14 protein-coding genes and 2 pseudogenes are annotated in these 14734 nt (G+C 69.0%); 9 read left to right on the plus strand and 7 right to left on the minus strand.

Annotated elements, in window-relative coordinates; all coding sequences use genetic code 11:
- The 6 genes from ACTYVM_RS21290 to ACTYVM_RS21315 all read left to right on the plus strand — a co-directional run bounded on the left by ACTYVM_RS21290 (nt 1) and on the right by ACTYVM_RS21315 (nt 5362).
- Nucleotides 1-1230 carry an ATP-grasp domain-containing protein gene (locus ACTYVM_RS21290; protein ID WP_445527443.1) on the plus strand — a complete coding sequence of 410 codons (1230 nt, stop codon included), beginning with the start codon at nt 1-3 and terminating at the stop codon, nt 1228-1230.
- The gene (locus tag ACTYVM_RS21295; RefSeq protein WP_445527444.1) at nt 1227-2099 is read left to right on the plus strand and encodes an SPDY domain-containing protein; all 873 of its coding nucleotides are present in this window, start codon (nt 1227-1229) and stop codon (nt 2097-2099) included. Before ACTYVM_RS21290 ends, ACTYVM_RS21295 begins: the two co-directional genes overlap by 4 nt.
- Nucleotides 2100-2128: 29 nt before the next feature.
- On the plus strand, nt 2129-2617 hold the full coding sequence (locus ACTYVM_RS21300) for a hypothetical protein (protein ID WP_445527445.1): 489 nt from the start codon (nt 2129-2131) through the stop codon (nt 2615-2617).
- 52 nt (nt 2618-2669) lie between these two features.
- A complete protein-coding gene (locus ACTYVM_RS21305) occupies nt 2670-3479 on the plus strand; it encodes an SPDY domain-containing protein (protein ID WP_445527446.1) in 810 nt (269 codons plus the stop codon).
- A 15-nt stretch (nt 3480-3494) separates the two neighbouring features.
- Complete coding sequence (locus ACTYVM_RS21310) at nt 3495-4517, plus strand: MSCRAMM family protein (protein WP_445527447.1); 1023 nt, start codon at nt 3495-3497, stop codon at nt 4515-4517.
- 113 nt (nt 4518-4630) lie between these two features.
- The gene (locus ACTYVM_RS21315; RefSeq protein ID WP_445527448.1) at nt 4631-5362 is read left to right on the plus strand and encodes a hypothetical protein; all 732 of its coding nucleotides are present in this window, start codon (nt 4631-4633) and stop codon (nt 5360-5362) included.
- Between the two features lie 369 nt (nt 5363-5731).
- Here the strand turns inward: ACTYVM_RS21315 and ACTYVM_RS21320 are convergent, their stop codons facing one another.
- The 3 genes from ACTYVM_RS21320 to ACTYVM_RS21330 all read right to left on the minus strand — a co-directional run bounded on the left by ACTYVM_RS21320 (nt 5732) and on the right by ACTYVM_RS21330 (nt 8086).
- Nucleotides 5732-6154, minus strand: coding sequence for a DUF6233 domain-containing protein (locus ACTYVM_RS21320; protein ID WP_445527449.1), 423 nt, complete (start codon nt 6152-6154; stop codon nt 5732-5734).
- An 81-nt stretch (nt 6155-6235) separates the two neighbouring features.
- Entirely contained in the window at nt 6236-6466 is a 231-nt protein-coding gene (locus tag ACTYVM_RS21325; protein ID WP_445527450.1) for a DUF8825 domain-containing protein, read from the minus strand.
- A 96-nt stretch (nt 6467-6562) separates the two neighbouring features.
- Complete coding sequence (locus ACTYVM_RS21330) at nt 6563-8086, minus strand: gamma-glutamyltransferase (RefSeq protein ID WP_445527451.1); 1524 nt, start codon at nt 8084-8086, stop codon at nt 6563-6565.
- A 400-nt stretch (nt 8087-8486) separates the two neighbouring features.
- Here ACTYVM_RS21330 and ACTYVM_RS21335 point away from each other — a divergent pair.
- Nucleotides 8487-9047 (plus strand): annotated as a pseudogene (locus ACTYVM_RS21335) (dihydrofolate reductase family protein); the annotation flags it as partial.
- Nucleotides 9048-9273: 226 nt separating this feature from the next.
- Here ACTYVM_RS21335 and ACTYVM_RS21340 read toward each other — a convergent pair.
- The 4 genes and pseudogenes from ACTYVM_RS21340 to ACTYVM_RS21355 form a co-directional block, all read right to left on the minus strand.
- Nucleotides 9274-10101 (minus strand): SDR family oxidoreductase, encoded by an 828-nt coding sequence (locus tag ACTYVM_RS21340; RefSeq protein WP_445527452.1) that lies wholly within the window; start codon nt 10099-10101, stop codon nt 9274-9276.
- Between the two features lie 277 nt (nt 10102-10378).
- A pseudogene (locus tag ACTYVM_RS21345) lies at nt 10379-10498 on the minus strand (IS5/IS1182 family transposase); the annotation flags it as partial.
- Nucleotides 10499-10512: 14 nt separating this feature from the next.
- Nucleotides 10513-11190, minus strand: a complete 678-nt coding sequence (locus tag ACTYVM_RS21350; RefSeq protein WP_445527453.1) for an HAD family hydrolase — start codon at nt 11188-11190, stop codon at nt 10513-10515.
- A 29-nt stretch (nt 11191-11219) separates the two neighbouring features.
- Nucleotides 11220-11627 (minus strand): hypothetical protein, encoded by a 408-nt coding sequence (locus tag ACTYVM_RS21355; protein WP_445527454.1) that lies wholly within the window; start codon nt 11625-11627, stop codon nt 11220-11222.
- Between the two features lie 633 nt (nt 11628-12260).
- Here ACTYVM_RS21355 and ACTYVM_RS21360 point away from each other — a divergent pair.
- Nucleotides 12261-13340: a hypothetical protein gene (locus ACTYVM_RS21360; protein WP_445527455.1), complete on the plus strand. Its 1080-nt coding sequence runs from the start codon at nt 12261-12263 to the stop codon at nt 13338-13340.
- 564 nt (nt 13341-13904) lie between these two features.
- On the plus strand, nt 13905-14714 hold the full coding sequence (locus ACTYVM_RS21365) for a transposase family protein (protein ID WP_445524258.1): 810 nt from the start codon (nt 13905-13907) through the stop codon (nt 14712-14714).
- The last annotated feature ends 20 nt before the right edge of the window (nt 14715-14734 follow it).

A 14734-nucleotide genomic window follows, 5' to 3' on the forward strand; every position in this document is an offset into this window, starting at 1 on the left:
TTGTCCGCTCGCCCCCTCGTACTCGTCGTTTCCCCCGGCGACGAGACCTATCGCGGCTACTGCCTGGAGCAGGTGGCCGCCGCGTACGACGTCGCCCTGCTTACCGGCGCGGCGCCGTCGTGGGAGAAGCCGTTCATCGTCGACCACGCCGTCGTCGACCTGAGCGACCCCGCAGCCCTGCTCGCCGCAGGCCGGGCTCTGGCCGCACGCCACAACCTCACCGGCGTGGTCACCTGGGACGAGTGGAACCTCGTCCCCACCGCCCGCCTTGCCCGCGCGCTCGGCCTGTCCTCGCCCTCCGTCGAAGTAATGCGGGCCTGCCGTAACAAGGCCACCGCCCGCACCCTCTTCGCCCGCCACAGCGTGCCCTCGGCCGCCTCGATGAAGGCGCACACCCTGCTGGAGGCCGGCTTGGCGATGATGACTCTTGGCCTGCCGGCGGTCATCAAGCCCGCCGCCTTCGCCGGCAGCATCGGCGTGATCCGCGTCGACCGCCCCGAAGAACTACCCGCCGCGTTCGCGTACGCCTCGGCCGGCGCGAGCCGCAGCCGCGAGGACACCGGCGTCCTGGTCGAGGAGTACCTCGACGGCCCCGAAGTCTCCGTCGAGTGCATCACCCACCACGGCCAGACCAGCGCGGTCGCCGTGACCCGCAAGCACCTGGGGCCGCCGCCCTACTTCGACGAGACCGGACACACCGTCGATGCCACCGACCCGCTCCTGGCCCAGGTCGCACCGGCCGCCGCTGCCGCGGTCAAGGCCCTGGGCATCACCGACGGCGTGCAGCACGTCGAGATGCGCCTCGTCGGCGGCCGGCCCCGGCTGATCGAGGTCAACGCACGCATCGGCGGCGACATGATCGGCCACCTCGTCCGCCTCGCCACCGGCATCGACCTGCCCAAGGCCGCCGCCGACCTCGCCTGCGGCCGGGCACCGGACCTCACCCCGAACCGCAGCGGAGCCGCGGGCATCCGCATGCTCTACCCGACCGCCTCCGGCACCCTCACCGCACGACACATCAACCAGCCCTTCGCCGCCCACACCCCCTGGCTGCGCCAGGTGCAGTGGATCCGCGAGATCGGCGACCAGCTCGTCCTGCCGCCTGACGGCGACCTGTTCACCGCCCGGGCCGGGTTCTACATCGTCACCGGCCGCACCACCGCCGAGGTCACCGAACGCCTAGACACCGCCGCCGACGAGATCACCATCACCACGAGGTCGGACCGATGACCCGGCAGCTCGATCCGCGCCACGACATCGACGGCGACGTCTACGTCTCCCCGCGCCACCTCGCCTCCACCACCGGAACCGGTGACCCCGCCCTCGCACCGCTGCTCGACCTCGGCTGGGACCTCCGGCACGACGAGGACTCCAACGCGTACGTGAGCGCCCCCGACCGGCGCGTGCGCCTGGGCTACCTGCCCGAAGGCGAGGACGACGGACTCTGGCGCATCAACGCCTACAAGGACTCCTTCGGACCGCCCGCGTGGGGCGTCTGTTTCAACGACCGTGTCCCCACCGAGTTCGTGACCGCGTTCACCACCGTCCTCGCCGCGGCGTACGAGCATGGACCGGACGCCTACCTCGCCCGGCCGATCTCCGGCATCGACGAACACGATCCCTTCCTCGCGGTCGCCCCGCTTTTGAAGCAGGGCTGGGAGATCGACCGTCCGCGCTGGGGCGTCTTCGCGGTCCAGGCCCCGGACAGGCTCGCCGGCATGGAGTTCACCACCGGCGACCTCGATCCGGAAGCCGAACTCACCACGCGCGAGGCCCGCTGGCAGCTGTGGGCGGGCAAGTCCATCGACCGGCCCGTCTGGTACGCCACGGCCAGCACGGACACCCCCGTCGCCCTGCTCACCGCCGTCACCGAGTGCATTGCCGATCCGGCTCCACTGCCCCGATGGCGCGACGTGACCTCCAGCTACATCAAGGGGATGGCCCAGCTCACCCCGATCCTCCCGCCCGGCCCGCCGGCTCCCACTCCGCTCGACGTGCAGCGAGCCGTCTCCACCCGCCGTCCGGCTGCGCTGCCCGCGGCCAGCGTCCCGCGCTGGAGCACCACCAGCCGACCGGCGCTGCCCGGCCCGCGCCGGTAGCACGCTCCTGACCCGACCGGAGATCCTCCTTGTCCCTGCAAGCCCCTGAGTTCTACGCCGAACTCCGCCTCCCCTTTCACGACAGCACCGTCGTTGGCAACACCTACCTCGCCGCGCCGACTCCAGGCACGCACCTTCGGCTCCGAATCGACTTCACCCGCACCATCTACGCGGACACTTATGGCGGTCTACGCCTTGCGGTCGTCCACCCGGACCGCGGCGAGATCGATGCGGTCACCCTCAGCTTCCTGGACCACGGCACCTTCCACCGCCGCGACGTGGCCAGCAACAGGCCCCTGAACAATTCCACTCACGGCACCTTCAACAAGTACCACCGCGCCGGTCAACCACCCTGGGAGAGAGCTGAGTTCACCGGACTTCGCGACGCCATCGAGCAATACACCGCTGTCTGGTTCCCGGGGGCATGGGCGGCGTCCGCGCCGAACCGCGCCGCCGGCAGGAGCGCGCACACGGCTTCCACCCCGCCAACCGCGCGCGGCGGCGCTCGCACTCGCTGAGCCGCACCCTTCCAACCCGGCAGCCCGTTCTTTCTCCGCAGGAGCCCTGCCCGTGCTCACCCACCCCTTTGAGAACCTCGACCCGGCCCAGAAAGTGCAGGTCCTGCCTCGTCACCTCGCAGGCCCCGGAGCCGTCGACCCCCGCGCTGTGTGGGCCTTCCCCTTCGAGGAGGGCTGGCCGTTCGCCCAGACCGAAGCAGGCACGGCCGCCGCGTTCAGCCCGTGCCTACGCCTGCAGACCACCTTCGACCCCCAGCCCGACAAGCCTGGCAAGGGCAGGTGGACCATCAACGCGCACCGGGCCCCGTTCACCCCGCCGGCCTGGCAGATCACCTTCGACGCCACCACCCCCGCCGAAATGCTGCACGACGTCCACAGCGAGCTGCTCGACCTCTATCTCGAAGACAGGCACAGCGACCAGGACCGGCTGTTCCAAGACGCGACGGCACCGTACGAGGCGTACGCGCCGCTGCTCAGCCGCGGCTGGAGCCACGCCGCCAAGACCGACGGCACCCAGACCTTCCTCACCCCGGAGGGACTCGGCGGTGTACGCCACCGCTACGCCACCGGCGGTTCCAGCGAGCTGGCCTGGCGGGCTTGGGGTGGGTATCCCAGTGAGCCGCACTGGACGGCGCGCTTCTCGTTCGGTACGCCCACCACACTTGTCGCGGCCTTCACCGCCTCGCTCATCTCCACCGAACCACTGCGGCGCACCGTCCAGGACGTCCCCACCCAGACCCGCCGCGCCCTCTACCTCGCCACCCCGACAGGCAAGCAACTGAACGGCAACACACCCGTCGCCCCGCCACCTCCCGCCCGGCCTCTGGCCACACCCGATGACCTTCCTCGTCCCCTGTCCTAAGGAGTCCTCTTCCTCGTGCACGCACGATTCGTTCGATCCGCTGCTGCCGTCGCCGTCGCGGCGGCCGGCACCCTGACCTGGGCGCCGGTCGCCAGCGCCGAGCCCTCCGAACCGACCACCTCGGCCTCCGCCGCTCCCGCCGAGACCCCGGCTCCGGACGCGGGCAGCGTCGAGATCACCACGAAGGACACGACCGGAGACTCCCTGCCCGGCGCCGCGTTCCTGCTGCTCGACTCCACCGGCCAGGAAGCCGGACGCGGTCAGAGCGACGCCCAGGGGAAGCTGACCTTTCCCGACCTCGCACCGGGCGTCTACCGGCTCAAGCAGACGGCGTCCGGCAGCCCGTTCCACGAGGTCGTCGCCGACCAGGACGTCATCGTCACCCCGGGCGCGACCACCCGGCTGACGATCAACGACCCGTTCAAGGCCGCCAAGGTCCTCCTGCAGGCCAAGGACGACAAGACCGGAAAGCTCCTGCCCGGGGCTACCGTGAACATCGGCACCGGTGCCTCCAAGCTGCTCACCTTGACTACCGGCGCCAAGGGCACGGCCTTCGGTGAACTGCCCGTGTCGAGCCGCAGTACGCAGTTCTGGGTCAAGGAGATCAAGGCCCCCGCCGGCTACGACCTCTACAAGCCGACGAAGACGTTCACCGCGGGTCCCGGCGCCCCGGTGACGGTGACCGTCACGAACGCCAAGACGGCCACCGACCCGAAGCCCGACCCCTCAGCCAAGCCGACGCACAAGCCCACCCACTCCCCGTCAAGTCCCGGCAAGCCGAGTAGCGGAACCGGAGGCACCACGCCCTTCGCCTCGGACAGCGACACGCCGGAGCCCGACTCCTCACCTGTGGCTGCGACCCCGATCGGAGACTCCACGCCGAAGGCGCCGACGGGCTCCCTCGCCCACACCGGAGCCGACGCCACACCGTGGCTGATCGGCGGCGCCGCCGTGCTGATCGCAGCAGGCGGAGGCGCTCTCCTCCTGGCACGCCGCAACCGCACGGACAGCCCCACCGACGACTCCACCGAGAGCTAGCTAGGTAACCCGCACTCCACTCTCTTCACGACTCCGAGCCCCCGGATTCCACAGCCTGGAATCCGGGGGCTCTGTCGTCCACGCACGCGCGCGGCCCTCGTTACGCTGCCGCAGTGATCGACCCCTCTTCGCTCCCCGGCGATCCCTCCGAGCTGCACCTGCGCATCTCCTACGACGACGAACTCTGGGACACCCCGCAGGCCGACACGCTGGAGCGCTGGAACGTGGCCGTCCTACACCGCCGACGCACCCGCGCCGCGGGGCACGAGCCAGCCGGCCCCAGCGGGTACGCGGCCCCCGATGCCCAGCTCCGCACGGTCGAGGACGCCCCCGTCGGGTCCATGACGTTTTTCCGGGTGCACCTCGACCGAGGCCGCAACGCCTTCTGGGCCATGGAGGAGGAGTCCGAGGAACTGTACGAGACCGCCCAGGTCCTCCTCGATCCCGAGACGGGCTCCTTCACCGACGAAGTCAGCGAACGGCTGGAGTACGTCGGCTCAGCGTTGCTCGTCATGGATCGAGTGACGCTGGATCCCCCGTGGCGCGGGCACGGCCTGGCGGCCGTACTCGCGTGTGAGGCGATCACCCGGCTCATGTCCGGCTGCCGGGCCGTCGCCTGCTCGCCCGGCATCACCGACCTCAACAGCCGCCGGCTGACGGACAAGGCCGAATGGGACCGCGTGAACGCCAGGATCGCCCAGGGGTGGGAGCGCCTGGGCTTCCGCCCCTACCGGGACAACGTCTATCTACTGTCGCCCGCCTCGCAGGACCTGGAGGAGCAGCGCGGCGCACTCCGCAGGCACCTTGCCGATCTTGGCGCGTCCTGGCGGACCGGTGCCTCATGACCGGCCTTGCCGACGCGTGAGGCGAGCGCACCAGGGAGGCCGCCACCCCCGAGGGCGAGCCGGTGCCTCCTCCTGGTCCAGCGGTGTCTTCGGAGGCGGCGCGATCCTGCCGGGCTCCAGGTTGATCTTGTCCGGGTGCACGCAGGCGGGAACTCCCTCGTCGAGGGTGTAGCGGTGCCCGTCCGCCGGGTTGAAGGGGCACGCCCAGGAGGGCCTGCTGTAGACGACGAACTGCTCTCGTGGGTAACGGGTGGCCGGGCAGATTCCGCAGACCGGCCGCTGCGGATCCCCTCGGTCGGGATCGAGGTATGGCGGGCCGGCAGGCTCCGGGATCTCCATAGCAGGCAGAGGGTAGCGACCGTCGCTGCGCTATCCGTGCCCTTGGCCGAGTTCGAGCGCCGGGACCAGTACCGCCGCCGCGTCACAGTCGGTGCAAGCTCGAACGCCGTCTCGCATCAGGGCGTCCACGGCTTCCTGCGTGCCCAGCTCTGTCCCGCCGCCCGAGGCGTGGCGGCATGCGGCGTCGTGCACGACCGTCCGCCCCCGGCGCTCGGGCGCGGGACGTACTACCCAGCCGGGGGCCGGCTGTGGTGGAGGGCCGGGCAGACGCCGGGTCGGCACGCCGGACAGATCCACTCCTTCGATGGGCGTCAGCTGCCGGTCGGTCACCCAGACGGTGTACTCAGCCGCCTCGACCCCGTTCGGACGCGCGATCCAGGAGGGGACGCCTACGAGGTAACGCCATGGATGGGGGCCGGCGACCTTCTGGCGTGCGTGGAGCCGGACCCGCACGGTTTGTCCGTCCGGCAGCGTGAGCGATATGTCGGCCGGAGGGGATCCGGCCGGTCGCCGGTCACCGCGCGGGCTGGTGACCTAGCGGGCCCCTGGTTCCAGCTCCCGCGCCGAGGAGCGCAGCGCTGCCTGCTGCCCGGTGCCGGCCTGCTGCCAGTAGGGATGCCACCACACCTGGACCGATAGCCGCAGCAGGCGGCGGCGGAGGGCCGTCGTCCGCTGCCGGTTGGCCGGATCGGCAAGGCTCCGATAGGTCCGTTCCCAGGCGCACTGCGCGGCGACCAGGTCCTCGGGGATAGCAGAGCAACGCATACCAGCTATTGCATCATGTGTTCGATTTATGCCGCATCCTTGCAGGTGAGCTGCTAGACGAGGTAACCCATCGCTACGGTCGTCGTGCGGGGAAAGCTAGACGCGTGCGGGGGGCAGGTCGTACCGACTGACGGCTACGTAGGTTTCCGGCGTCGCTGCTTCGAGGAGGCTCTCGTCGCCCCCCAGGTCGAGTTCCGGCTCCTGGGCACGACGGAGAAGGTCGCTCCAGTCGGTCGCTGCACCTCGCTCGTAGGCGTCGCGGAGCAGAGGACGCAGCCGTGGGCGGGCTTCCTCCTGTTGTTCGCGGAAGATGCGCCGCTGGGTGAGTCGCTGTTCTTCCTGGGCTTCGTCGCTGAGTTCCAGGTCGGCGGGCGGCTGGTCCTCGGCGCGCAGTCCTGGGGTGCGCCGGGCGATGGCGAGGTCTTCCTCGTGGAGGCGCTCGCAGGCGGCGAACAGCTTCCGGGACATGCCGAGGTGGACCTCCGTGCCGGGCATGCGGCAGCTCAGGAAGTCGTCGAGGCCCATGGAACGGATTCCGGCGCGCAAGGCGTGCTGTTCTGTGCCGGTCGCTGCTCCGCGGGCGTCGGCTCGCATGGCGAGAGTGAGGCTGTCGTCTTCCAGGGGAGTGGTCAGCCCGGAGCGCCGGCGGCGGGAGGCGCGGTCGGCGGCAACGGGTACGGTGCGCAGCTGCGAGGCGGGAGCCGAGCGCAGTGCCAGGTAGGCGAGCATCTGGGCGCGGGCAGCGCCGATGAGCGCGTCGTCGCTGTCGCCGAGGCGGTCTTCCAGGTTTCCCGGGCCCGCTGCTTCGTCGTCGGCATCGGATCCGGCAGGGGCGAGTGGCGGCTGGCCGGGGTGCAGGTCGTGGTCGATCGTGAGGAAGAGGTCGTCGTCGGGCCGTACGGATGCTCCGACCAGGACGGTGCGGTGCCCGTACGCGCCGAGGGCCTTGCTGCCGGCCGCCAGCTGTTCCCACCCCTCGCGGAGTTTCTTGAGCCCCACGTCGCCGCCCTTGGCCTCAATCAGCCAGTACAACTGCTCCACCTCGTGACGCCCCCACAGGTCGGGCAGCTTCTTCTTCGGGTCCTTGAACGTCTTGAGCAGGGCGGGGATGGGGCCGCCGAGTTCGAGGTGCTCGGTCTGGCCGAGGCCCAGCAGTGAGCGGCAGGCCCACTCGGTCATCGTCATGCCCAGCCGGTAGCCGGCGGCGATCTTGGCGCTGCGCTCGGTGCCGTGCGCGTATACCGGGTTCCAGGTCAGGCGCCGGCCTTTGGCCCCCGGCACGGGATGCCGGGGCGTCACGGGGTGCGCGCCGAGGTAGGCGTACAGCGGGGAGACCCGGGCGACGAGTTCCCCGTGGGCGTACCGCGGTTGGTTCTGCAGGTGCGGGGTGACGTCGCGGCCGACTTCGGTGGCGGCCTTGATGATCTCCCGCCACGTGGTGGTCGGCGCGTACCAGCCGTCGGCGGCCGGGAATCCGTCCGATCCGGTCCACGCCTTGTGCTTGGCCGTCCGCCACTGCCGCCGGGGTTTCTTCGCGGGCCCGCTACGGAACAGGACCGGTATGTCGAAGCTGTCGGCGTAGGCCAACGGCGGCTCGTCGGGAACGTGTGCGGGGATCATGCGGATCACTCTGGCACGGCCCCGGACCGCTCCCGGCGCTGGGTACCGAGCCGTCTGCGGGGCTGTGACGGGGGTGATCCGGCCGTCGTTAAGACGCTCGTCCGAGGTGTAGAGTCTCGCCGCTCGTGACATGTCGATCTTGCGTGACCTGGGCGTTCTTGGCTGTCTCACGGCCTTGTCACCCATGATCAGTCTCAAATCCGTGGCATTCCCTCGCGAGGGCGAGGGCGAGGGCGAGGGCGAGGGCGAGGTCGAGATCAGGCGGCTTGTCCGAGTCGGCCGAGTACACCACGCTGAGCCCCGAGCACGAGGGCTACCGGCGAGCCCAGATCGCGCACCGATGAGTTTCCCGTGCCGCGCTGGTCTATACGCCGGACGCCCACGGACGGGGGGCTGAGACATGCGGAAACTGGTCTACGGCATGAACCTGACCCTGGACGGCTACATCGCCGCGGCCGGCGACGACATCGGCTGGAGCGGACCGCCGAGCGACGAGCTGTTCCAGTGGTGGCTCGACCACGAGCGGGCGAGTGGCCTGTCGCTGTATGGGCGCAAGCTGTGGGAGACGATGAGTTCCTACTGGCCGACCGGCGACCAGCAGCCGGGCGCCACCCCGGCGGAGATCGAGTTCGCGCGGAACTGGCGGGACACGCCGAAGGTGGTGTTCTCCTCGACGATCGACAAGGTCGACTGGAACACCCGCCTGGTCACCGGCGACGCGATCGCCGAGATCACCCGGCTCAAGGCCGAGGACGGCGGCCCAATGAACATCGGCGGCGCAACGCTCGCCGGGGCGGCCATGCGCGCCGGGCTGATCGACGAGTACGCGATCGCCGCCTATCCGGTCCTGGTGGGCGGCGGCACGCCGTTCTTCACCGCGCTGGACAGCTGGGTGAACCTGAACCTGGTGGAGACGCGGACGTTTCCCGGCGGCGTGGTCCTGACCAGGTACGAGACGAGGTGTCCCGTCTCATTGCAGTTGGCAGCGGGTGGGGCTGTGACCTGCGGGGCTGCCAGGTGGTGTGGGAACTGGCTCGGACGATGTTCTCAGCCGAGTTGGCTCTCGCGGAACCGGGGCTCACGTGGCGGGGAGGGGCCAGAGCTCCGGAGCTGTCCCGTCTCATCGAGGTCTGCGCAGTCTCGCCGGAGTCTGAGCGTGGGCGATCGCATCGCTTGGGAAGAGGAGCTCACGTCCCCAGGGCGAGGAACTGGCGGGCGCCGCGGAGCCTGGTCCGGAGCCGGTCCTGGGTGGCACGGCTGTCGAGCCGGACGTCGAGTGCTCCGGGAAGTGCGCTGTCGGCCCGCAGGCCGGTAGGGAGCTGGGAGGCGTCGAGCCCGTCACGCCGGGCGATGAGGGTGCCGAGTTCGTGGCGGCTCACGGCGTCGGTTCCTGCCAGGTGGTGGACGCCGGACCGGTCGCTGGACGCGAGTTCCAGGAGGGCGGCGGCCAGGTCGGCGACGTGTACGGGGCAGCGGATGTCGTCGGTGAACAGGACGCCGGTACGGGTGCCGGCCGCGAGGTCGTGCACCGCGCGTACGTGTTCCGATCGCTGGTCGCCGATGATCAGGGAGGTTCGTGCGACGACGGCGCCCGGGTTCACGAGGCGGACGCCGGTCTCCGCCGCGGCCTTCGCGGCGCCGTGGGGGGTGAGCGGGTCGGGGAGGCAGGATTCGTCGTAGTGAACGCGGACGCCGGAGAACACGGCGTCGCTGGATACATGGACCAAGCGGCTGCCGTGCTTCGCCGCGGTCATCGCCAGGCGGACCGGTCCCTCGGCCGTGACCGTCCAATCGGGTCCGCCGCTCGTGGCGTTGACGACCACGCGAGGTTCCACCTTGGCCATGACTGCCTCGATGCGGTCAAAGTCGCGTAGGTCGAGGGCGTGCCAGGAGACCTCCGGGAGTGCTGCCGGCCGGGTGGCGAAGGTCGCAGCCGTCGCATGGCCCGCTACTGCTGCCTGGCGGACCAGCTCGGTGCCCAGGAATCCACTGCCGCCGATGATCAGGATGGTCATGGTGCGACACGGTAGAGGAGGTGCCACTCACGCGCTGGTGAGATTGATCAGACCCCGCTGAGACAGGCCAGGTGTCCCGTCTCATTAGATCTTGCAGAGATGGGGCCGTTGACCTGTGGGGTGACAGGTTGAGCTGCGACTTACGACGGGCGAGACAATGCGTCCTGGACGAGGTGCGGCCAGTGTCGAGCACGCATCTCATCGATCATGGCGAGGGCGGTGCTTATTGAGCTGGGCCTCGTCAGGACGCTGAGACGCCAGCTTCCAGAATTCGCAGTGAAGGTGGCAGTTTCCGGGCCAGGCCCAGCACGGTGCCCCTTCCGAACCGCTTGCGGCGCTCAAGCGCGAGTTTCGCCCCGAGGTGGTCGATGATGCGTTCAGCGGCTGACTTCGATACCAGTCGCACCATGATCATCCCACTGCGATCGATCCGTCCGGACGGGTCCCGGACGCGAAGGCGAGGATGTCGGGGATTGCTTCGCGCAGGCTCCCGAAGTGACGGTGCACTCCGGCCACCGCAGCCGCGGTGTTGACTCCCCACACCGTCATGCCGGCCCGCAGCCCAGCTTCGACTCCGGACGGGGCGTCCTCAATGACCAGGCAGTCCTCAGGCCGGGCACCGAGCTGCTCGGCGGCCAACAGGTAGGGCACGGGCGAGGGTTTGCCTTCTTCCACTGCGGCGGCGTCCACGATGACACGCGGGACCGGCAGGCCCGTCCGAGCAAATCGCCCGCGCACCCGGTGCTCGTAGTTGGAGGTCACGAGCGCCCACGCCCCCGACGGCAGGGTGCCCAGCAGCTGCGACGCGCCGTCGAAGGCCGCATAGACGCCGGACCGGACATCCTCGTCCTCCAGTTCGTGCAGCGCAGCCAGGCACTCCCTTGGATCCTGGTCCGGAGCCACCTTCGCGAAGGTCTCCATCGGCCGCGTCCGCAGGGCCACCCGATAGACCTCAGCCGCATCCAGCCCGTATCGCCCCGCCCACGTTGCCCAGACCCGGCGCTGGTTGTCCACGGCGTCGATCAATGTGCCGTCGACATCGAAGAGGACGCACTTCCTGGGGCCGGGCTGCACAAGCTCACTGGTCACGCCGTGATCATGCCAGGAACTCCTGGAGATCATTCACGGGGCGGCCCTTCTTCCTGTTGGTCCTGTTCAGGGGCAAGGCCCGGTGGAAGTTGCCGGGAAGCGATGCCGAAGCGTTGCGCCGCCTCGGTCGGCCACTGGGGGTGGTTTCGCCAGTGCGGTGAGGCGAGCAGGCCGGTGAGAACGACGGCTTCGGGATAGGTGACCAGCTCGATCCGGGCCTCGGAGGGGCGGTGGGGATCACCGAACGGGTCCTCGCCCAGCACGTCGAGGCGGTGGTTCCAACGCTGTCGAAGCGGCGGGCTGCTGATCTCGTTGGTGAACCACTTGACCAGGCGGTCGCGGGCATCAACGTAGGCCAGCGCGGTGGAGGGGTGGGTGCCGCGGCGGACGATCCGCTGGTGCCGGCGGTTGGCCCGCAGGACCTCGGGCAGTCGCATGAGGTTGTGTTGTTCCTCCCCGAGGAGCCAGCGAAGCCGCCCCGCTCAGATCAGTGAGACTCCTCCAAGCTCAGCCAGACGGGACACCAGGAACACCAGCGCGGCGGGTGAAGCAGTGAGAATCCGACAACACGGTTGAGACCGAGTGAGAATCCGCCGGCTTCAGTGCGACAGGACACGAGGCGCTGAGCAGCAGCACCCACGCGCTAGTCGGTACAACACGGCTCGTGAGATTACGACATCAGCCGCGAGACCCTACACGAGGTGATGTTCGGGCAGTTCGTGTCCGTTGCCAACGAATCCAGCCCGCTTGTCACCAAACCCTGTCGTTGGGGCGGGGCCGGGGACAGCGAGCCGTTTCCAACTTCATGCTGACGCGTGGTGAAGGACGAGGACAGCCTTCACGATGTTGGCCCTTCAGAGGGGCTATAGCCTGCTCGCCGACACTGCGGATCCGTGTCGTCGCTGCCACTGCTTGAGCCGACGATTCCGGAACGGAACACGGACATGGCGGCCGGCGCCTTGGTATGCCTTGTATGCCCAGGACTTGAGTCCGGCTTTCGCAAGAGGCATCGCCCCCACGAACTTCAGCTCGGGTACAGGACATTTACGGTTCTCCGGTAGCCTCACGACGTGATAGCCGACGCACTCTCAAGCTCCCACCAGAACGGAGACGTTCGCGTAGGAGCGTCGGAGAAGGACACTTCGGGCGCGCGCCCCCGTCTCCAGGACGCCATGCCGGCCAATCGGCGCCAAAGCCTGGGACAGGGCGACCTGGACTTTCCGCCCATCCCCAACGGTGTGGACTACCTGCGCAGCGTCGTTGACCACTTGGACGAGGCGACCGGGGTCGAGCCCCGCGACATCAAGTACGCCGTCCTGCACCTGCAGGCCGCGGCCGAGGTCCTACTCAAGGCCCGCCTCTTCCGGGAGCACTGGAGCCTGGTGTTCAAGGATCCCGGCAAGGCCACGACCAAGACTCTCGCCGACCATTCCTTCGAAAGCTGCACCACCATCGCCGCAGTGGAACGGCTGCGCAACATCGCTCGAATATCTGTCAGCGATCAGGACGTCAAAGCGCTCAAGGCCCTCGCCGATGACCGCAATGCACTCCAGCACTTCGGCCTTACCCACAACGCGCGCGCGGTTGAAGCTCGCGCCGTCGTCGTCCTCGACTTCCTGGTCCGCTTCCTCGACGAGGAACTTCTCCCGCACCTTGCCGACGAGGAAATCCGGGAGATCGCACAGGACATGGACAGAACCCGTGGGGGCCTGACTACCATCCGGTCCTTCGTAGCGAAGCGGATGCACCGGCTACGCAGTAACGCACTGAAGGGCCAGGAGCGTTCGACTACCTCCTGCCCCTCCTGCGGGCAACTCGCCCTCATCCTCGCCGCGGGCGGGGGCCGTTGTCACTTCTGCAGCACGGACTGGTCCTCGGGCGCCTTGGCCGAGCATTTTCAGTCCGCTTTGGATACCGAGCAGTGCGAGTGCCCCGCCTGCGGAGCATGGACGCTTGCTGATCTGGTGGACTTCGTGTCCCCTGAGATCGCCGAATTGCACTACTGCCTGGAGTGTGCGGCCCGCTTCCCAGCCGGCACCCTGGGCACCTGCAATGGCTGCGGTGTTCCCTGGCCTTACCCCGAGCACGAGGCCGCGCAGCTCCTGTGTGACCACTGCCAACGGGACATTCGCGCGCAGGAACTGCATTGAGCCCTCCCGACCAGGCTTTTGTGACCGCGGCTGGGCTGTCTGCGCAGCGATGAAGCTCCTGCTGGACGGGTTCTGGACCAAGATCACCCGTGTCACGCCGGGCCTCGGCCAGCTGCGGGCCCAACTTTGCGGCGGGCGGCTGGATTCGATGACAGATGGGCTGGATTCATGTAGGATCTCGCGGCTCACGTCCTACGAAGGGACTCCGAACTGCGGCTTTTGTGGAGTCTCATGCTCGTGTCCAGCCGTTCAGTCTCACGACCGTGCCCAAATCCTCGACATGGGACTTCGGACTGGATGGACCGACCAAGCGACAACTGGCTGGCCCCCTGCCCACATGAGGCTGGCGCACGCCACAACGCCGGACCATGCAGTTGTCATTTGACAGCCGGGTTGGTCGCGATCAGTGACGTTTTCTCAGCGAAATGATCTACGCGAAGCGTCATGAACCACTCGATACGTGAGCAGGCCGGACGAGCTGGGCCCGGCCGTGGACAGACGTAAAGCCCCTGGTAGGACAGGTCTCACCACAAGATCATGTCCGTAACCACCAGAGGCTTCACGTTGGTCACCTATGTTGCCACGCTCGATGTCCCGCGCCACGTCGTGGACCACCTCTCGCGTCTGCTCGCTGCCCACCGCCGCCGAATCGGCACCCCGCGCGGCAGCCGCGCGCTCGGCTCGTTCCGCCAGGCCGTGCTGGTCCTGCGCTGGTTCCGCGAACGCGGCTGCGTCCACTGCCTGGCCCGCGACGCTGGCATCTCCCAGGCCACCGGCTACCGCTACCTGCACGAAGGCATCGACGTCCTCGCCGCCCAGGCCCCCGACCTGCACGAGGTCCTGGACCGCTGCCAACAAGAGGGCATGACCCACGTGATCCTCGACGGCACGCTCATCGAAACGGACCGCCTCGCCGGCGTCCGCGACAACGGCAACGACCTGTGGTTCAGCCAGAAGCACAGGGCATTCGGCGGGAACGTACAGTTCCTGTCCGCCCCGGACGGCGCCCCGTTGTGGGTCTCCGAGGTGGAGCCCGGCTCCACCCCCGATATCACCGCCGCCCGCATCCACGCGCTCCCCGCGCTGTACAAGGCGGCGGCCGACGGCCTGCCCACCCTGGCCGACAAGGGCTACATCGGCGCCGGCATCGGCATCCTCGTCCCCGTCCGCCGCCCGAAGGGCCGGTCCGAACGGGCCCTGGACGCCGATACGCGCACCACGAACAGCCTGATCAGAGGCGTCCGAGCTCTCGGTGAACGTGCCGCAGCCGAACTCAAGCAGCGCTGGCGCACCCTGCAGTACATCACCCTCAGCCCCAGCCGGATCGGCGACATCGCCCGCGCCGCCCTCACCCTCAACAGAATCTGGAAATGACCACCGCTGAGAAAACGTCA

The sequence above is a fragment of the Streptomyces cyslabdanicus genome, from assembly GCF_052663305.1.

Bases quoted from the DNA above. Each gene is read 5' to 3' on its own strand.
- ACTYVM_RS21340 (WP_445527452.1), bottom strand. From the start codon at position 10,101: ATGACCATCCTGATCATCGGCGGCAGTGGATTCCTGGGCACCGAGCTG.
- ACTYVM_RS21355 (WP_445527454.1), bottom strand. From the start codon at position 11,627: ATGCGACTGCCCGAGGTCCTGCGGGCCAACCGCCGGCACCAGCGGATC.
- ACTYVM_RS21325 (WP_445527450.1), bottom strand. From the start codon at position 6,466: ATGCGTTGCTCTGCTATCCCCGAGGACCTGGTCGCCGCGCAGTGCGCC.
- ACTYVM_RS21330 (WP_445527451.1), bottom strand. From the start codon at position 8,086: ATGATCCCCGCACACGTTCCCGACGAGCCGCCGTTGGCCTACGCCGAC.
- ACTYVM_RS21295 (WP_445527444.1), top strand. From the start codon at position 1,227: ATGACCCGGCAGCTCGATCCGCGCCACGACATCGACGGCGACGTCTAC.